General features: G+C 67.0%; 21 protein-coding genes. 13 read left to right on the forward strand and 8 right to left on the reverse strand.

What is annotated here, in order from left to right; all coding sequences use genetic code 11:
• Window positions 1-382, forward strand: a 382-nt coding sequence (locus RTO53_RS13955) for a fumarate hydratase C-terminal domain-containing protein (RefSeq protein WP_312238355.1), incomplete at its 5' end; no start/stop codon positions are given.
• A gap of 69 nt (window positions 383-451) precedes the next feature.
• Here the strand turns inward: RTO53_RS13955 and RTO53_RS13960 are convergent.
• Window positions 452-1,087, reverse strand: a complete 636-nt coding sequence (locus RTO53_RS13960) for a LysE family translocator (protein ID WP_312238356.1) — start codon at window positions 1,085-1,087, stop codon at window positions 452-454.
• A gap of 159 nt (window positions 1,088-1,246) precedes the next feature.
• On the opposite strand from RTO53_RS13960, the gene RTO53_RS13965 reads away from it, so the two are divergent.
• Together RTO53_RS13965 and RTO53_RS13970 are read left to right on the forward strand one after the other, a co-directional pair.
• Window positions 1,247-1,882 carry a glutathione S-transferase family protein gene (locus RTO53_RS13965; RefSeq protein WP_312238357.1) on the forward strand — a complete coding sequence of 212 codons (636 nt, stop codon included), beginning with the start codon at window positions 1,247-1,249 and terminating at the stop codon, window positions 1,880-1,882.
• Between the two features lie 73 nt (window positions 1,883-1,955).
• The gene (locus RTO53_RS13970) at window positions 1,956-2,303 is read left to right on the forward strand and encodes a hypothetical protein (RefSeq protein WP_312238358.1); all 348 of its coding nucleotides are present in this window, start codon (window positions 1,956-1,958) and stop codon (window positions 2,301-2,303) included.
• A 17-nt stretch (window positions 2,304-2,320) separates the two neighbouring features.
• On the opposite strand, the gene arsC is transcribed toward RTO53_RS13970, so the two are convergent.
• The 3 genes from arsC to RTO53_RS13985 all read right to left on the reverse strand — a co-directional run bounded on the left by arsC (window position 2,321) and on the right by RTO53_RS13985 (window position 4,465).
• Complete coding sequence (gene arsC, locus RTO53_RS13975) at window positions 2,321-2,674, reverse strand: arsenate reductase (glutaredoxin) (RefSeq protein WP_312238359.1); 354 nt, start codon at window positions 2,672-2,674, stop codon at window positions 2,321-2,323.
• On the reverse strand, window positions 2,674-3,840 hold the full coding sequence (locus tag RTO53_RS13980; RefSeq protein WP_312238360.1) for a phospholipase A: 1,167 nt from the start codon (window positions 3,838-3,840) through the stop codon (window positions 2,674-2,676). Before RTO53_RS13980 ends, arsC begins: the two co-directional genes overlap by 1 nt.
• 139 nt (window positions 3,841-3,979) lie before the next feature.
• On the reverse strand, window positions 3,980-4,465 hold the full coding sequence (locus RTO53_RS13985) for a DUF456 domain-containing protein (protein WP_312238371.1): 486 nt from the start codon (window positions 4,463-4,465) through the stop codon (window positions 3,980-3,982).
• Between the two features lie 232 nt (window positions 4,466-4,697).
• On the opposite strand from RTO53_RS13985, the gene RTO53_RS13990 reads away from it, so the two are divergent.
• Window positions 4,698-4,901, forward strand: a complete 204-nt coding sequence (locus tag RTO53_RS13990; RefSeq protein WP_019185917.1) for a cold-shock protein — start codon at window positions 4,698-4,700, stop codon at window positions 4,899-4,901.
• An 86-nt stretch (window positions 4,902-4,987) separates the two neighbouring features.
• On the opposite strand, the gene RTO53_RS13995 is transcribed toward RTO53_RS13990, so the two are convergent.
• Entirely contained in the window at window positions 4,988-5,482 is a 495-nt protein-coding gene (locus RTO53_RS13995; RefSeq protein WP_312238361.1) for a glycine zipper 2TM domain-containing protein, read from the reverse strand.
• A gap of 118 nt (window positions 5,483-5,600) precedes the next feature.
• Complete coding sequence (locus RTO53_RS14000) at window positions 5,601-6,038, reverse strand: hypothetical protein (RefSeq protein ID WP_312238362.1); 438 nt, start codon at window positions 6,036-6,038, stop codon at window positions 5,601-5,603.
• A gap of 91 nt (window positions 6,039-6,129) precedes the next feature.
• On the opposite strand from RTO53_RS14000, the gene RTO53_RS14005 reads away from it, so the two are divergent.
• Window positions 6,130-6,939 carry a tRNA threonylcarbamoyladenosine dehydratase gene (locus tag RTO53_RS14005; protein WP_312238363.1) on the forward strand — a complete coding sequence of 270 codons (810 nt, stop codon included), beginning with the start codon at window positions 6,130-6,132 and terminating at the stop codon, window positions 6,937-6,939.
• Between the two features lie 144 nt (window positions 6,940-7,083).
• Here the strand turns inward: RTO53_RS14005 and RTO53_RS14010 are convergent, their stop codons facing one another.
• A complete protein-coding gene (locus tag RTO53_RS14010) occupies window positions 7,084-7,851 on the reverse strand; it encodes a TatD family hydrolase (RefSeq protein WP_312238364.1) in 768 nt (255 codons plus the stop codon).
• Complete coding sequence (locus tag RTO53_RS14015; protein WP_256775550.1) at window positions 7,848-8,072, reverse strand: DUF6116 family protein; 225 nt, start codon at window positions 8,070-8,072, stop codon at window positions 7,848-7,850. Before RTO53_RS14015 ends, RTO53_RS14010 begins: the two co-directional genes overlap by 4 nt.
• A gap of 161 nt (window positions 8,073-8,233) precedes the next feature.
• On the opposite strand from RTO53_RS14015, the gene RTO53_RS14020 reads away from it, so the two are divergent.
• From RTO53_RS14020 to RTO53_RS14055, 8 genes are all read left to right on the forward strand, one after another.
• The gene (locus tag RTO53_RS14020) at window positions 8,234-9,064 is read left to right on the forward strand and encodes a glycine zipper 2TM domain-containing protein (protein WP_312238365.1); all 831 of its coding nucleotides are present in this window, start codon (window positions 8,234-8,236) and stop codon (window positions 9,062-9,064) included.
• 160 nt (window positions 9,065-9,224) lie between these two features.
• A complete protein-coding gene (locus tag RTO53_RS14025) occupies window positions 9,225-9,770 on the forward strand; it encodes a GNAT family N-acetyltransferase (RefSeq protein WP_312238366.1) in 546 nt (181 codons plus the stop codon).
• Between the two features lie 91 nt (window positions 9,771-9,861).
• Window positions 9,862-12,162: a thiamine pyrophosphate-dependent enzyme gene (locus tag RTO53_RS14030; protein ID WP_312238372.1), complete on the forward strand. Its 2,301-nt coding sequence runs from the start codon at window positions 9,862-9,864 to the stop codon at window positions 12,160-12,162.
• Window positions 12,163-12,165: 3 nt separating this feature from the next.
• Window positions 12,166-14,109 carry an asparagine synthase (glutamine-hydrolyzing) gene (gene asnB, locus RTO53_RS14035; RefSeq protein WP_312238367.1) on the forward strand — a complete coding sequence of 648 codons (1,944 nt, stop codon included), beginning with the start codon at window positions 12,166-12,168 and terminating at the stop codon, window positions 14,107-14,109.
• 591 nt (window positions 14,110-14,700) lie between these two features.
• Window positions 14,701-15,261 carry an NAD(P)H-dependent oxidoreductase gene (locus RTO53_RS14040; protein ID WP_312238368.1) on the forward strand — a complete coding sequence of 187 codons (561 nt, stop codon included), beginning with the start codon at window positions 14,701-14,703 and terminating at the stop codon, window positions 15,259-15,261.
• 203 nt (window positions 15,262-15,464) lie between these two features.
• Window positions 15,465-16,889: a replicative DNA helicase gene (locus tag RTO53_RS14045; protein WP_128097258.1), complete on the forward strand. Its 1,425-nt coding sequence runs from the start codon at window positions 15,465-15,467 to the stop codon at window positions 16,887-16,889.
• Between the two features lie 408 nt (window positions 16,890-17,297).
• Window positions 17,298-17,510 carry a hypothetical protein gene (locus RTO53_RS14050; protein WP_312238369.1) on the forward strand — a complete coding sequence of 71 codons (213 nt, stop codon included), beginning with the start codon at window positions 17,298-17,300 and terminating at the stop codon, window positions 17,508-17,510.
• Window positions 17,507-17,782, forward strand: a complete 276-nt coding sequence (locus RTO53_RS14055) for a hypothetical protein (protein ID WP_312238370.1) — start codon at window positions 17,507-17,509, stop codon at window positions 17,780-17,782. Before RTO53_RS14050 ends, RTO53_RS14055 begins: the two co-directional genes overlap by 4 nt.
• Window positions 17,783-18,090 lie beyond the last annotated feature (308 nt).

Genomic DNA, 18,090 nt, shown 5'->3' on the forward strand with positions numbered 1-18,090 from the left:
GGTGCGCGATGAAGTGGTGGGCCCGGCCGGCCCGACCACGGCCACGCGCATGGACAAGTTCACCCGCCAGGTGCTGGAACAGACCGGCCTGCTTGGCATGGTCGGCAAGGCCGAGCGTGGTCCGGCAGCGATCGAGGCGATCCGCGACAACAAGTCGGCCTATCTGATGGCCGTCGGTGGCTCGGCCTACCTGGTATCCAAGGCGATCAAGGCGGCCAAGGTGGTCGGCTTCGCCGACCTGGGCATGGAAGCCATCTACGAGTTCACCGTGCAGGACATGCCGGTCACCGTGGCGGTGGACTCCACCGGCGAATCGGTGCACATCACCGGTCCGCGCGAATGGCAGGCCCGCATCGGCAAGATCCCGGTGGTGGTCGCGTGACCCGGTAGATACCCAACCATTGGTCGGTATCGCATCGAAAAAGACGGCGCCGCACGGCGCCGTTTTTCGTTACCGCCGTGCGTCCACCAGCATCCGCACCGCCAGCGCGCCCAGCACCGTGCCCATCAGCGCACGCTGCACCGTCTGCCAACGCGGGCGACCGGCCAGGAACGCGGCGATGCTGCCGGCGGCCAGCACGATCAACGCATTGACGCTGACGCTGGTGGCGATCTGCACCAGCCCCAGCGCCACCGACTGCGCCATCACGCTGCCGTGCCCGTGCGGCTGGATGAACTGCGGCAGCAGTGACAGGTACATCACCGCGATCTTCGGATTGAGCAGTGCGGTGAACAGGCCCATCGCGAACAGGCGGCGCGGGCTGTCCGGTGCAAGCGCGCGCAGCTGGAACGGCGAACGCCCGCCAGGTCGCAGCGCCTGCCAGGCCAGGTGCAGCAGGTACAGCGCGCCGGCGATGCGCAGCGCGTCGTAGGCGTGCGGCACGGCCATCAACAGCGCGGTGATACCCAGCGCGGCGCACAACAGGTAGACCAGGAAGCCGAGCGCCACCCCGCCCAGCGAGATCAGCCCGGCCGCGCGGCCCTGGCAGATCGAGCGCGACACCAGGTAGATCATGTTCGGCCCCGGGGTCAGCACCATGCCCAGCGAAATCAGGCCAAAAGCGAGCAGGTTGGATGGATCAGGCATGACGGTGGTCGAAGGCAGTGCGGAGGCGCCGCATGCTATCCCCTGGCCGTATCGTCCAACAGCCACAGTGGGCATGCGCGGGGGAGGGTATCTGTATCCATCGCCTGCGGCAGGCGGCGAGCGCATAATCGGAGGCTTCCCACGACAGGTGCCGCGCGCATGGCCATTACGTTGTATGGATCGACCAGCACCGCCTCGCTGGTGGTGCACTGGCTGCTGCTGGAGCTGGACGTGCCGCACGCGCTGGTGATGCTCGACTTCGACACGCGGCAGCAGAAATCGGCCGAGTACCTCGCGCTCAACCCGGCCGGCGTAGTGCCCACGCTGGTGATGGATGGGCAGGTGTTGACCGAGGCGGCGGCCATCGCATTGCACCTGGCCGACCTGCATCCGCACGCCGGCCTGCTGCCTGCACCGGGCACGCCCTTGCGCGGCGAAGCCTACCGCTGGATGTTCTGGTGCGCCAACACCGTGCAGCCGGCGTATCGCGCCTGGTTCTACGCACACGAGATGGCCGGCGCGGACAACGCCGAGGCGACCCGGCAGCACGCGCGCGAACGTCTCGAAGCGGCCTGGCAACGACTGGCCGACCACCTGCAGGCCAGCGGTCCGTACATGTTGGGGGAACAGCTGAGCGTGGTCGATTTCATGCTGGTCATGCTGCTGCGCTGGTCGCGCAACATGCCCACGCCAAGTGATCGCTGGCCGGTGCTCAAGGCCTATGCCGACCGGCTCAAGGCGCGCCCGGCCTTCATCGAGGTCTACCGGCGCGAGGGCATCACCGACTGGCGTTGATGTCACCCGGTTCTGGACGGCGCACGTGCCTGATACAGTCGCAGGTGACGCGTTTCCACCCAGGAGCGACACCATGCCAAGGATGCTTTACGTGGCTGCGCTGGCCGTGCTGCTGACGGCCTGCAGCAGCGATGGCGACCGCTATTCCGTACCGAGCCTGCGCGAGGTCACCGCGGCCAACCAGTGCATGGACCAATGCCAGCGCCAGCACGACAGCTGCATGACCAGCCGGTCGGGATTCGGCAGCGCTGACAGCTGCGGCACCGGCGTGGCCACGCAGCGCGACGCGCGCTGCGAGAAGCTGGACAACCCTGAGCTGCGGCGTTCCTGCGAGGCCAGCGCCGATTACTGCCGCAACCGACTGCCGGCACTGACCTGCGGCGAGAACCGCAGTCGCTGCATGGCTACCTGCGGCGGCTGACCGGCACTGCCCGCGTATTACGCGGGCAGGATGTCCAGCACCGTTTCCGGTGGGCGGCACAGGCGCACGCCTTTCGGCGTGCGCACGATTGGGCGGTTGATCAGCTCGGGATGGCGCAACATCGCCTCGATCAATGCGCCGTCCTCCAGTGCAGGGTCAGCCAGCTGGAGCGCCGCGTAGGCGGCTTCCTTGTCGCGCAGCAGTGCACGTGCGCCGCGCCCCGTCGCCTCGACCAGCGACTGCAGCGTGGCGCGGTCGGGCGGGTCCTTCAGATACTCCACCACCGTTGGCTCGATGCCGTGCTCGCGCAGGATCTGCAACGCCCCGCGCGAGTTGCTGCAGCGCGGGTTGTGCCAGATCGTCACCGCCATCAATACCACTCCAGCAGCGACACGCCGAGGCCGATGTAGGTGGCCTTGTGGTTGTAGTCGATCATGCTTTCGCCATAGCCGTCGAACACCTGCACGTGGCCACGCAGCAGGTTGCTGATCGGGAAGCCGTAGTCCAGCTGCACCGCGCCGTGCGAACGGTCGCCCCCGCGCAGCGAATGGCGCGCCATCAGCGACACTTCGTGCCCATTGCGGTTCCAGGTCAGGGTCGCATCGCCACGGCCCATGTAATCCTCGATGTCCGGATTGTTGTCGTCCTTGCGGTCTTCCGGAATGCGGTACCAGGGACGCAGCACCAGCGCCCAGTTCTCCCGGTCAAGGCCGACGGTGGCGATCACCCGGTTCCAGCTGCGCGACAACGGGTCGGCGCGGCCGTTGGACATGTGGTTGACGCTGATCCCGCTCATGCGCCCGCGCCAGCCCCCGATCGAGTAGCCGTTGCGGAACATCATCATGATTTCCGGCTCGTAGTTGGTCTCGCGGAACGGCCGCGAATTCTCGGCGTTGTACGCCTGCCAGCGCGAGCTCTGGGTATAGCCGGCCCAGATGTCGCCATTGTCGCCGAACAGGTTCTCCACCACCTTGGTCTTGAAGCTGAGCTGGAACTTCAGCTCGTTGCTGTCCAGCAGCTGCGGGGTGGTGACGGTGTTGGCCGGATTGGGCGACTGCGGGGTCTGGTTCTTGTCGCTGGTCCAGAACGCCGGCAGCAGGTACACCGGCTTGTAGGCGCGCAGCTGGAACGCGCCCAGCTTGGAGTCCTGGGCCAGTTCCCAGCGGCTGTCCAGCAGCGAGCCCTTGCCGGCGTTGGCCAGCGCGTCCTCATGCCCGTCGCTCTTGAACAGCTCGCCCAGGCGCTGCTTGGCTCGTTGCGTGGCCGGTGCATCGGCATCGGCGCTGCGCGCGGCCTGGCGCTCCTCGCGACGGGCCTGCTGGGCGGCCACGGCGGCGGCATCGGCGGCCACGGTCACCCCGCGGGTGTGGCCGAACAGCTTGTCGTAGCAGGCCAGGCGCGCCGCGTCGGTATCAACCAGCGCGCAGGCCTCCGGCGACGCCGGAGTCGGCGCGGCTTCCTGCGCCGCCAGCGGCAGGCTGGGGCTGGCCAGGGCCAGGGCGGTGAACAGGGCGGATCGGGGGCGCAGGAGGGTCATGAAAGCAGGCCAGATTAAAAATGAATGGGAGGAGCCGGAACAGTGTGGCCGCTGGCCGCCGTTCCTGCCAGCGCATGTCGCTTCCACCACTGGCGTTTATGCCCGGCAGCCGCGTGCGCAGGGCGTGAAAGCGCGGCGGTCAGACCAGCCAGGCGAATACGAACAGCCCGAGCATGGCCACCACCAGCGCCAGCTTCAGGGCCACGCCGAGCAGGATCCCAAGCCAGGTGGCAAAGCCCACTTTGGTCGAGCGTCCCAGTTCGCGGGTGTGCCAGTACTCGCCGGCCAGCGCGCCGAGCAGTGGCCCGGCCAGCAGGCCGATCGGCATGAAGAACAGCCCGACGATGCTGCCGAGGACGGTACCCCAGAGCGCCTTGCTGCTTGCCCCGACCCGTTTGGCCCCGACCACCGTGGCCAGGATGTCCACCGCGAAAGAGAGCAGGGTGAGGATGCCGAGCAGGGTCAGCGGCAGCCAGCCGACGTGGGCGAAGCCGTCCGCCCAGGCCGCCACCAGCAGGCCGACAAACACCAGGGGAATCCCGGGCAGGGCCGGAAGAACGATTCCGGCGATGCCGACCAGGACCAGCAGGGCTGCTACCAGATAGAAGATGAATGAAGGGTCCATGCTATTCCGTATGGTTCGGGAAATAGGGTTGACATCCGAAAGGATTTGCCAGTTGATTTTTCGTTTTGCTCGGGTTAAGTTGCAGATGCTGAGCTTGGCAAGGTCACCGTGGATCGTGGCCTGATGATGGTAGATCTTCCAGATCCGCTGCATCGATGCACCTCGCTTCCCCCTTGCTGTCAGCCGCCTGTAAGGGCGTATCCAACAACAAGACTGTTAGGGAGTAGCTGAGATGGCAGAGAAGGGCACCGTCAAGTGGTTCAATGACGCCAAGGGTTTCGGTTTCATCAGCCGTGAGAGCGGCGAAGACGTGTTCGTGCATTTCCGCGCGATCGAATCCCAGGGCTTCAAGAGCCTGAAGGAAGGTCAAGCGGTCGAGTTCGAAGTGGTCACCGGCCAGAAGGGCCTGCAGGCGGACAAGGTGAAGCCGCTCTAAGCGGCCACCGGGTTCTGCCTGGTCGCAACACCAAAAGGGCCCGCTTGCGCGGGCCCTTTTTCATTCTGCGGTAAGCGCCAATGCGATCAGCGCAGGATCACCTTGCCGTTGACCACGCGCACGTAGGTGTTTTCGCGGATGCCGCCGAGGTCGCGCTGGTTGACCACCACGGTGCGGCCGTCATCCATGCGCACGCTGATGTCGAAGGTATCGCTGGTGACGTTCTTCTGGATCTGGTTGCCGGCCAGGGCGCCACCCACCGCGCCTGCGGCGGCGGCGATGTTCTTGTTGCCGCGGCTGCCGCCGGTGTGGTCGGAAATTTCATGACCGGCAACGGCGCCGACGAGGCCGCCGAGGATGGCGCCGGTGGCGGTCGGGGCGGTGCGTCCCGAGGCGACCTGGTTGATCTGGGTCACGATGCCGCAGTCGGCGCAGCGACCGTTGTTGTAGCCATTGTTGTAGCCGTTGTTGTTGCCGTAACCGTTGTTGTAACCGCTGCTGCCGTAGCCGGGCGAGGTGGTCGCGCAGCCGGCCAATGCAACGGTGGCGATGGCGGCGGCAGCGATGAGTTGGATCTTCATGGTGGTTCTCCTGGCCAGAGGGGTGATCGAATGCGTCTGGGGCGCATGCCGCAGATCCTGTCCTGTGTTATGTGAACAGCGCGCCAATCTGCCCATGCCAGCGTGGCTGCCAGATGAATCAGCGGAAATCCTGGTGGCAGGCCTTGCAGTCGGTCTGGATCTTCTCCACCACCTGGCCCAGGGCGACACAGTCGGTGGGCGGGGCCGCCAACGCGGTGTTGAGCGTGGCGCGCAGCGCGCTGGCGTGCTGCTGGAAGCCCTGGCTGTCCTTCAACCCCGGGAACGCCACGTCCATGTCGTTGGACAACGAACGCAGGGTCTGCAGACGCGGGACGCTGTCGGCCAGGGTGCAGCGGTTCTGCGCCTGCGAGGCCTGCAGCAGTTCCACCTGCCGGTTCATCACGTGCATGAGCGCATCGGGGAACGGGTCCTGGCGGGCCTGGATCGCACGCGAGACCATCACCGTGGCGATCAAGCCGACCACCAGGCCGAGCACGCCCACGAACAGATAGCGGTACGCGGCGGAGGGGCGACGGGGCGGGGCAGGTTGATTCATGGCGGGCGTCCTTGTGGGTAGCTGGGCCGATCTTACGGTGCGTCCTGTCCATGCGGCGTACGCACGGGGCCGGTGAGGGTAAAATTCGCCGATGAACGACGTACTGCGCGAACGATTTGCCGGCATCGACCGGTTGTATGGAGTGGGCACCGTGGACCTGCTGTCGACCCGCCGTGTAGCGGTGGTCGGCATGGGCGGGGTTGGCTCGTGGGTGGTCGAAGCGCTGGCGCGCACGGCGGTGGGGCACCTGACCCTGATCGATGCCGACGACATCTGCGTGTCCAACACCAACCGCCAGCTGCCGGCGCTGGCCGGCCAGTACGGCCGCAACAAGGCCGAGGCGATGGCCGAGCGCTGCCGTGCGATCAACCCGGACATCCAGGTCGATGCGATCGCCTCGTTCCTGACCGTGTCGAACATGGTGGAGCTGCTGGACCGCGATTTCGACCTGGTGATCGATGCCTGCGACAGTTTCCGTGTCAAGGTGGAAACCATCGCCTGGTGCCGCCGCCGCAAGCTGCCGATCCTCACCGTCGGCGCGGCCGGCGGGCGCACCGATCCCACCCTGGTGCGCATCCGCGACGTATCGCGCACTGAACACGACGCGATGATGGCGTTGATCCGCAAGAAGCTGCGCAGTGATTTCAACTTCCCGAAGAACGCCTCGCGCTACTTCGGCGTGCCGGCGGTGTATTCGCTGGAGAACGTGAAGTACCCGCAGGCCGACGGCAGCGTCTGCGGCATCCGCCCGAACCTCGGCGCGGATGCGGCGTTGAAGCTGGACTGCGGTGCCGGCCTCGGCGCGGCCACCCACATCACCGGCGCGTTCGCGTTTGCCGCGGTGGGCAAGGCGCTGGAAATGCTGATGAAGAAGCCGGCGGCGGCCACCAAGGCCGATTGAAACCCGCATACCGCGCGCGTTGTAGAGCCGACCGTTGGTCGGCTGCCTTGGCGCGGACGGCCGACCGTTGATCGGCTGCCTTTTGCGCGGACTGCCGACCGTTGATCGACCGCCTTGGCGCCGACAGCCGACCAACGGTCGGCTCTACGGTGCCAGGCCGAATAGTGCGCGCGCGTTGACCGTGGTCTGCGCGGCAATCTGCTCGGCCGGCTGGCCACGCAGCCGCGCCACAATTTCCAGGATCACCGGCAGCCTTGACGGCTCGTTGCGCTCGCCACGGATGCCCGCATCCGGCTGGTCCGGTGCGTCGGTTTCCAGCAGCAGCTGCTCCAGCGGCATGTGTGTCACCAGCCGTTGCAGTCGCTGCGCACGGTCGTAGGTCAATGGACCGCCCAGGCCCAGCAGAAAACCCAGTCTGTGCAGTTGCGCGGCCTGCTCCGGACTGCCGGGGAAACTGTGGACGACCCCACGCAGCCCGCCCACCTGTCGGATCGCGGCGATCACCGCATCCACTGCACGCCGTGCATGCACGATCACCGGCAGGTCGAATTCGCGCGCCAGCCGCAGTTGTCCCACGAAGTACTGTTGCTGCAGCTGGGCATCCAGCCCCTCGACGAAGAAATCCAGCCCGCATTCGCCGACCGCGCACGGGCGCTCGCGCTCGATCCAGCCGCGCAGTTCGTCAAGATGCTCGGCCCGGTGCTCGGCCAGGAACATCGGGTGCAGCCCGTAGGCTGGATGCAGTCCGTCGGCGAGCTGGCAGGTCTGGCGCAGCTTGGGCCAACTGGCGGCGGTGACTGCCGGCACGACCTGCATGCCCACCCCGGCCGCTCGCGCCCGCGCGATCACCTCGGCGCGATCGGCATCGAACTCGCCGGCGTCGAGGTGGCAATGACTGTCGACCAGGATCACGCGCGGCGCTTGCCCGGCAGGGCCGGCGGCACCGCCGCGCTGCGATTCTTCCAGTTGGCCAGCAACAGCGTGCCCAGGCCCAGCAGGATCTCGTCGACGAATGGCACCGGATCGGGAATGAACAGGGTCAGCGCGAACAGGCCCGCAGTGAGCTTGAACAGCGTGGGGTAGCGCAACCGGCGCGCCCATTCCAGCATTGGCAGCAGCAGGGGATTGGCCATGACGCACTCCTCGGACAGATGCTGTAAACGCTATCACGAGCCCCATCGGCACAGAACCTGAATGGGCAAGGGCGGTGTGCACGCACTGTGGAGATTCCGTTCAGGCACCGCATGCTGGAATCCGCTCAAGAACGTTGCGGATCGTCCGCAGGGAGCCGGTTATGAAAAGTACCACCACCACTGCTTTGGTCGCCGCTGGCGCGCTGCTCGTCGGCGGAATCGCCACCGCTGCCTTCATGAAGAGTGGCTCGTCCGCCCCCGATCCGGTGGCCGCGACGCAGACCCGGCCCGTTCTGGACACCACGCCGCTGGCCGACGACGGAACGCGCACCGACGCGGTCGCGGTCGAGGACAAGGCGGGCAAGCTGGAGTACGCCGATATCGTCAAGGTCGATCCGCTGACCAGGAAGGAGAAGGCCTACGCCACCGTGATCGGTACCGAGCCGGTGCGTGAAACCTCCACCACCCAGACCCCGCATGAAGTCTGCGAAGACGTGGTCGTGCAGGAACGCCTGCCCGAGCGCGACGGCAACGTCGGCGGCACCGTGGCCGGCGCGGTCATCGGTGGTCTGCTCGGCAACCAGGTTGGCGGTGGCAATGGTCGCAAGGCCGCCACTGCCGCAGGCGCGGTGGCCGGTGGCCTGATCGGCAACACGGTCGACAAGCGCCACGTCGGTGGCCGCGTGGTCAACCGCACCGAGCGCCAATGCCATACCGAAACGGCCACGTCCGAGTCGACCAAGGTCACCGGTTACAACGTGACCTACCGCAATGAAGACGGCACCACCGGCACCATGCGCATGGCCAGCAAGCCGGGCAACCGTATTCCGATGGGCACCAGCAATGCGGTCACCGGCTACAACGTGACCTACCGCTACGATGGCGCCGAAAAGACCGTGAAGATGGACAACAAGCCGAGCAGCGATCGCCTGCCGGTGATCGATGGCCAGCTGGTCACCCAGACCGCGGCACTGGGCTCGAACAAGCAGTAACGTTTCGCGCCGCAGCATGGGGCGAGCAACAGGCCGGCCTAGTCCGGCCTGTTGCGTTTTGCTGCCGCCGCCAGCGCAACGGCCAGCGATCAACGACATGCATTGGCCTGCACGGGCAGCCTCTGCGAAGATCGATCCCGGCATATCAACGGGCATCGGCATGAGCATCTTCGACCTGCAGCTGGAAACCGAACGTCTGATCCTGCGCCCGCCGCGTGCGGAAGACTTCGACGCGTTCCTGCGCTTCTGTACCGATCCGGAGGTCATGCAGCACCTCGGCGGCGTACAGGCACCTTCTCAGGCCTGGCGCAGCTTCAGCTGCCTGGCCGGCAGCTGGCATCTGTATGGTTTCTCGATGTTTTCAGTCATCGAAAAAAGCAGCGGTGACTGGGTCGGTCGGATGGGGCCGTGGCAGCCGCTGGACTGGCCGGGCACCGAGGTCGGCTGGAGCATCCGGCGCGAAAGCTGGGGCAGGGGCTATGCACCGGAAGCGGCCATTGCCAGCATCGACTGGGCCTTCGATACGCTGGGCTGGGACGAGGTGATCCACACCATCGATGCGGCCAACGAAAATTCGAAAGTGGTCGCGCGCAAGCTCGGCAGCACGTTGCTGCGCATGGGCGAACTGCCTCCACCGTATGGCGGCAAACCGATCGAAATATGGGGTCAGTCGCGCGACCAGTGGCGGACGCGCCGCGCCGGCTGAGCCTCATGCTGCACCCGCGCTTGGCAAGCGACGCCGGTTGCGGCCAGACTTCCGAGGTGGTCGCTCTGGCCGCGCGTCACGGAGGCTGATGATGTTTGCCGTGGTTCCCGATCCGATTCCCGCCCGCATGAAAGCCCTCAACCGGGCCGAGATCTGCGACGCCAACTTCATCGCGTTCGTGCAGCAGTGGCAGGGCGATCCCGCGCCGCGGCCGGCGCCGGACGCGCCCATGCCGGCGCCGGACGCGCCCATCCTGCCGGGCAGTACGCTGGATGCAGAGGGCTTCGATGCGCTGTTCGAGTCGCAGCTGATCAGCCGCCACCTGGACCTGATGGCGCGCGTGCTGCGCGTGCAGAACAAGGTCTTCTACACCATCGGCTCGTCCGGCCATGAGGGTAATGCGCTAGTCGCCCGGCTGGCGCGGCACACCGATCCGGCATTCCTGCATTACCGTTCCGGCGCGTTCATGGCCGAGCGCTTCCGCCAGTTGCCGGGCATGGATCCGGTGCTGGATGCGGCGCTGTCATTTGCCGCCAGTTGCGATGATCCGGCCAGCGGCGGACGCCACAAGGTGTGGGGCAGCAAGCCACTGTGGGTGTTGCCGCAGACCTCCACCATCGCCTCGCATCTGCCCAAGGCGTTGGGCACGGCCATGGCCATCGAGAGCGGGCGGCGCATCGGGCACACGCTGCCCATTCCCGAGGACAGCGTGGTGATCTGCTCCTTCGGTGATGCCTCCTCCAACCACGCCACCGCGCAGACCGCGTTCAACACCGCCGCCTGGGCCGCGTACCAGCGGCTGCCGGCGCCGGTGCTGCTCGTCTGCGAAGACAACGGCATCGGCATTTCGGTGAAAACCCCGGACGGCTGGATCGCGCAGAACTTCAGCCACCGTCCGGGCCTGGACTACTTCTTTGCCGATGGCCTGGACCTGGCCAGCGGCCATGCCCAGGTGCAACGCGCGCTGGAACACTGCCGGCGCACGCGGCGGCCGACCTTCCTGCACCTGCGCACCACGCGCCTGATGGGCCATGCCGGCACCGATTTCGAAATCGAGTGGCGGCCGCTGGCGGAACTGTGCGCGGCCGAAGCCGCCGACCCGCTGCTGCGCTCGGCGCAGATCGCGCTGGAGTCGGGCTGGATGGATCGCCAAACGCTGCTGCAGCGCTACGAGGCGATGCGTGCGCGCTGCTTTGCCGCTGCCGCCGAGGCCGACCGTCGTCCCAAGCTGGAAGGCCTGGCGCAGATCGTGGCCCCGCTGGCACCGTACTCGCCGGCGGCGGTGCAGGCCGAGGCCGGTCGCGTGGCCGCAGCCGACGCACGCGCGGCGGCATTCGGCAGCGAGGCGCAGCTGCCCGAGCGGCAACCGCCACGACACCTGGCGATCCAGATCAACCAGGGCCTGCACGATCTCATGGCCAAGTACCCGTCCACGCTGCTGTTCGGCGAGGACGTGGCGCAGAAGGGCGGGGTGTATACGGTCAGCAAGGGCCTGCTCAAGGCATTCGGTCCGCGCCGGGTATTCAACACGCTGCTGGATGAAACCATGATCCTGGGCATGGCCCAGGGCCTGGCCAACCTGGGCATGCTGCCGATCCCGGAAATCCAGTACCTGGCCTACCTGCACAACGCGGCCGACCAGCTGCGCGGCGAGGCCTGTTCGCTGCAGTTCTTCTCCAACGACCAGTACCGCAACCCGATGCTGGTGCGCATTGCCGGGCTGGGCTACCAGAAGGGCTTCGGCGGCCACTTCCACAACGACAATTCCATTGCCGCGCTGCGCGACATCCCCGGGCTGGTGGTGGGGTGCCCATCGCGCGGCGACGACGCGGCGATGATGCTGCGCACGCTGGCCGCACTGGCCCAGGTCGATGGACGGGTGTCGGTGTTCCTGGAGCCGATCGCGCTGTACATGACCAAGGATCTGTACGACCCCGGCGACGGCCAGTGGTTGTTCGCCTACCCGCCGCCGGAGCAGACAATGCTGCCCGGCGAGGGCCGGGTGTATGCGCCGGACGCCAGCGACCTGGTGATTTTCACCTACGGCAACGGCGTGCCGATGAGCCTGCGCGCGGCGCGCACCATCCAGGCCGAGCTGGGCTGGCAGGTGCGGGTGGTGGACCTGCGCTGGCTGGTGCCGCTCAATACCGGTTTCATCGCCGAACAGGCGGCCGACGCCCAGCGCGTGCTGGTGGTCGATGAGGGCCGGCACAGCGCCGGGGTGGGCGAGGGCGTCATCACCGCGCTGGTCGAAGCGGGCCTGGGCCACCTGCCGTTGCAGCGGGTCTGCGGTGCCGATACCTATACGCCCCTGGCGGGGGCAGCAATGTGCGTGCTTCCAAGCGACAATGCGCTGGTAAGCGCCGCCCGGGTACTGGCGCAGGATCTCTGACGCATGTGTGGATTGGCAGGAATGCTGCTGCCGGCTCCGGTAGCGGAGCAGGCGGCACTGGAACAGCTGGCGCGACGCATGGGCGACGCGCTGATCCATCGTGGCCCGGACGACAGCGGGGTGTGGGCCGACGCCAGGCGTGGCATCGCGCTGGCGCATCGACGCTTGAGCATCCTGGACCTGTCGCCGCTGGGCCACCAGCCGATGGCCTCCGACGATGGGCGTTACGTGCTGGCCTACAACGGCGAGGTGTACAACTTCGCCGCGCTGCGTGCCGAGCTGGAGGCCTTGGGGCACCACTTCCGCGGGCACTCCGATACCGAAGTGCTGCTGGCCGCGTTCGTGGCGTGGGGGCTGGATGAAACCCTGCAGCGCGCCAACGGGATGTTCGCCATCGCGCTTTGGGACCACGCCGAGCAGTGCCTGTGGCTGGCCCGCGACCGGGTCGGCAAGAAGCCGCTGTATTACGGCTGGGCCGGCGATGCACTGGTGTTCGGGTCGGAGTTGAAGGCGCTGTGGCAGCACCCGGCCTTCGACAACGACGTCGACCGCGACGCGCTGACCCTGCTGCTGCGGCTGGACTACATCCCCGCCCCGCACTGCATCCACGAGCGCTGTTTCAAGCTGATGCCGGGGCGGGTGCTGCGGTTGGACGCGGCCACCGTTGCCGCCGGTGCCGCCGCACATCGGCCGGACCAGCAGCAGGTGCCGTTCTGGAATGCGCGCGAGCGCATGCAGCAGGCGCTGGCGTTGCCGTTCATCGGCAGCGATGACGATGCCGAGGCGCAGCTGGACGCGCTGCTGCGGGATGCGGTGGGGCTGCGCATGGTGGCCGACGTGCCGGTCGGGGTGTTCCTGTCCGGCGGTACCGATTCATCGGTGGTGGCCGCACTGATGCAGTCGCAGTCGTCCACCCCGATTCACAGTTTCAGTATCGGTTTCCAGGATTCGGACCACGACGAGGCGCCGCTGGCCAAGGCGTTGGCGCAGCACCTGGGTACCGATCACACCGAGCTGTATGTCAGTGGCGCCGACGCGCTGGCGGTGGTGCCGCAGTTGCCCGCGATGTTCGACGAGCCCTTCGCCGATGCCTCGCAGGTGCCCACCGCATTGGTGGCCAGGCTGGCGCGTGGTTCGGTGACGGTGGCGTTGTCCGGTGATGGCGGCGACGAGCTGTTCTTCGGCTACGGCCGCTACCAGCGTGCGCTGCGCAACTGGGCGATGCTGGGCCGGGTGCCGGCGCCCCTGCGGCGTTGGATGGCCGCGCATGCGCATACCCAGGGCGAGGCGTCGCGGACCGGTGGCCTGGCCGCGCTGCTGGCCGAGACCGGCGCACGCGGCATCGGCGATGTGTATCGCAACCGGATCGCGCGCTGGCGCGACCCGGTCGCTGCGGTGAAGGGCGCGTCCGGTGCGGGCAGCTTCTACGACCTGGCCGACCCGCTGCACGGGGCCGGGTCGCCCGCCGATGCGATGATGCTCGCCGACTTCAACACCTATCTGCCCGATGACCTGCTGTGCAAGGTGGACCGCACCAGCATGGCGGTCAGCCTGGAGGCGCGCGCGCCGTTGCTGGACTGGCGCGTGGCCGAGTTCGCGTGGTCGCTGCCGCTGTCGATGAAGCACCGTGACGGGGTCAGCAAGTACCTGCTCAAGCGCGTGCTGGGCCGTTATGTGCCGCAGGACATGGTGCACCGCCCCAAGCGCGGCTTCGGGGCGCCGGTCAGCGCCTGGCTCAAGGGCGACCTGCGCGGCTGGGCCGACGACCTGCTGGATCCGGCACGGCTGGCCGCCGAGGGCGTGTTCAACGTAGAGGCGGTGGCGCCGCTGTGGCAGCAGTTCAAGCAGGGCGAGCGCAAATGGCACACGCACCTGTGGAACGTGTTGATGTTCCAGGCCTGGCAGGCGCATTGGCGCGAGGTGCGTGCGGGGATCGAACGCGGTTGAGGGCGTGCAGCCACCCATGGGGTGGCTCTACCTCGCGCGGTGCGGGCAGGTAGAGCCACGCCATGCGTGGCTGACGCACCGATGACCTGTGGTGGAAAGGCAGCCACCCATGGGGTGGCTCTACGTTGCGCGGTGCGTGCAGGTAGAGCCACGCCGTTCGTGGCTGACGCGCCGATGATCTGTGACGGAAAGGCAGCCACCATGGGGTGGCTCTACGTCGCGTGGTGCGGGCGGGTAGAGCCACGCCATGCGTGGCTTACGCACCGATGATCTGTGGTGGGAAAGGCAGCCACCCATGGGGTGGCTCTACGTTGTGGGGTGCGGGCAGGTTGAGCCACGCCATGCGTGGCTGACGCGCCGATGATCTGTGACGGAAAGGCAGCCACCCATGGGGTGGCTCTACGTTGCGTGGTGCGGGCAGGTAGAGCCACGCCATGCGTGGCTGACGCGCCGATGATCGGTGACGGAAAAGGCAGCCACCCATGGGGTGGCTCTACGTTGCGCGGGGTGGGCGCCTGGCTGAACCCCCTTCACCGTCGCCGAAGGTATGCCCGCCTAGGCTCGGGGTTTCCCCCCAAACGGAGACATCCCATGGCCGAAGTGAAGATCGCGGTACTGGTCGGCAGCCTGCGCAAGGGCTCGCACAACAAGGCGCTGGCCCATGCGCTGGAGAAGCTGGCGGCCGGCAAAGCGCGCTTCGAACACGTTGAGATCGGCGACCTGCCGCTCTACAACCAGGATTTCGACAAGGACTATCCCGCCCAAGGAGTGCGCCTGAAGCAGCAGATCCGTGACGCCGACGGGTTGCTGTTCATCACCCCCGAGTACAACCGCTCGATCCCCGGCGTGCTCAAGAACGCCATCGACCTGGGCTCACGCCCCTATGGGGACAGCGCTTTCGCCGGGAAGCCAGCCGCCGTGGCCGGGGCTTCCATCGGGGTGATCGGCACCGCGCTGGCCCAACAGCACCTGCGCAATGTGCTGGCCTATCTGGACGTGCCGGTACTCGGCCAGCCGGAAGTGTTCCTGCACTTCAAGGAGGGCCTGATCGACGAGGCGGGCAACATCAGCAACGAGGCCACCCGGACGTTCCTGCAGGGCTTCGTGGACAAGTTCCTGGCCTGGGTCGCCACGCACGGCGGTCAGCATTGAGTCGGGCGCTTCTGCGATAATGCGGTTCGGCGGGCGCCGCAACGGCGCCCGTCGCACGAAATGCGACGGCTGCGGCCGATGCTGCCGGCAAACGCCGGTATACCCAGCTCATCCACCGCTTATCCACAGGGTTGTGCATGGCTGTGGCGGCCGCTCCGTGCCTACCATGCCCATGCTCCGCACTGCAGGAAGTACGCCTCCATATGTCCGCCCGCTCTGGCTTCCGTTCCGACCGCAAAGATCGCGGTGACCGTTTCGACCGCGATGAATCGCGGATCGACCAGCTGCGCGTGCCCCCGCATTCGATCGAGGCAGAGCAGGCGGTGCTGGGCGGGCTGATGCTTGCCCCGGAAAGCTACGACCGCATCAACGACCAGCTGACCGAGACCGACTTCTACCGTCGCGACCACCAGATGATCTACCGCGCGATCCGCGAGCTGTCCGAGCGCGACCGCCCGTTCGATGCGGTGACCTTGGGCGAGTGGTTCGAATCGCAGGGGCGGATGGAGCTGGTCGGCGATGGCGCCTACCTGATCGAACTGGCCAGCACGACGCCGTCGGCGGCCAACATCGCCGCCTACGCCGAGATCGTGCGTGACAAGGCGGTGCTGCGCCAGCTGATCCAGGTCGGCACCGACATCGTCAACGACGGCTTCCAGCCTGAGGGCCGTGAGAGCAGCGAGCTGTTGTCGGCCGCGGAAAAGTCGGTGTTCGCGATCGCCGAGCAGGGCGCCCGCGGTCGCACCGATTTCGTGGCGATGCCCGGCGCGTTGAAGGATGCCTTCGAAGAGCTGCGCAACCGCTTCGAGAACGGCGGCAACATCACCGGCCTGCCGACCGGCTATGCGGATTTCGATGCGATGACCTCCGGCCTGCAGCCGACCGACCTGATCATCCTGGCTGCGCGTCCGGCCATGGGCAAGACCACCTTCGCACTGAACATCGCCGAGTACGCGGCGATCAAGTCCAAGAAGGGCGTGGCGGTGTTCTCGATGGAAATGTCCGCTTCGCAGCTGGCGATGCGTTTGATTTCTTCCAACGGCCGCATCAACGCCCAGCGCCTGCGTACCGGCCAGCTGGAAGACGAGGACTGGAGCCGGGTTACCGGCGCCATCCGCATGCTGAAGGAAACCAAGATCTTCATCGACGACACGCCGGGCGTGTCGCCGGAAATCCTGCGCTCCAAGTGCCGTCGCCTCAAGCGCGAGCACGACCTGGGCCTGATCGTGATCGACTACCTGCAGCTGATGAGCGTGCCGGGCAACAGCGAAAACCGCGCGACTGAAATCTCGGAGATTTCGCGTTCGTTGAAGGGCCTGGCCAAGGAACTCAACGTGCCGGTGATCGCGCTGTCCCAGCTCAACCGCTCGCTGGAAACGCGTACCGACAAGCGCCCGGTGATGGCCGATCTTCGCGAATCCGGCGCTATTGAGCAGGACGCGGACATGATCGTGTTCATCTACCGCGACGACTACTACAACAAGGAAAATTCGCCGGACAAGGGCCTGGCCGAGATCATCATCGGCAAGCACCGAGGCGGCCCGACCGGCTCGTGCAAACTCAAGTTCTTCGGCGAATACACCCGCTTTGACAACCTGTCGCATGATTCGGTGGGGTCGTTCGAGTAACGCCAAAGGGATAAACGTTGTGCCGGCCGTGGGATCAAGCCGGCCAATCCGGTGAATCCGGACCGGGTAGGTGGCCGGAGCAGGGTAGAGCCGAGCCATGCTCGGCTGCCCTTCCGGCAGCACCTCGCGGAGGTCAGCCGAGCATGGCTCGGCTCTACGCCCTGGCTCCCTTCAGCCGAGCATGGCTCGGCTCTACGCTCTGGCTCCCTTCAGCCGAGCATAGCTCGGCTCTACCGTCCCCCTGCGGCGCGTGCTGCGGCTGAATTCAATTGTCGCCCTGTTTTTCATCTGCGTATTCCCGCGTTCGTCGGCGCTGACCGGTGTTCGTCGCACGTGCGTTGCCGGCACATCGGCGCGGTCGCAGTGTAGAGGCGTGGGCAATGACGCCCGGTGCGGTGGAGACCGACGATGAAGACCCTGTTCGCCCTTGGCGTGTGGTGCCTGCTGTTCGTGCTGTGCTGGCCGCTGGCGATCCTGGCGCTGGTGGCCTGGCCGTTCGTATGGCTGCTGAGCCTGCCGTTCCGGTTGGTTGGCATCACCTTCTCGGCGCTGTTCGCGTTCCTGCGCGCGCTCTTCATGCTGCCGGCGCGGTTGCTGGGCGGCGGCCCGGTGACCGCATGAGACGCACGAAGCGCGTGCGCGCAGGCCTGTTCGCGCTGTGGCTGGCGGCGCCGGCGGCGTTCGCCGCTGACCCGCCCACTGCCTGGGTGGAGCGGCAGAACACCGGTGATGCAGCCACGGATCGACCGCCCGCCAAGGGCGCACCTCAGGAACATTGCCGGGTGGTCAAGGAATGGAAGGTGGGCGAGGTGGTCGCGCAGCACCGGATCTGCGAGGACGCGCCGAAAGTGCCGGCCGTGGCCGTGCCGGAGAAGAACCCCAAGCGCGCGTGACGCCGGTTGTGGCGGCGACGCTGACCCCCGTATGCCAGCCGACGACCGTGACCGCGTAGGGCCGGCCGCTGGCCGGCTCCACGCGCGACCGTAACCAGGCAGTGCCGGCCGCTGGCCGGCTCCACGCGCGACCGACGGGGCGGTGCCGGCCAGCTTCACATGCGACCGCCACCAGGTAGTGCCGGCCGCCAGCCGGCTCCACGCGCGACCAGGCAGAGAGCAGTCCGCCAACGGCCGGCACCGATCCCAGGCCGGATGCGCCCACAAAAAACCCCGCCGAGGCGGGGTTTTTCGTTACGCCATCTACA

The sequence above is a fragment of the Stenotrophomonas sp. genome (assembly GCF_031995405.1).
Classification (GTDB): Bacteria; Pseudomonadota; Gammaproteobacteria; order Xanthomonadales; family Xanthomonadaceae; genus Stenotrophomonas.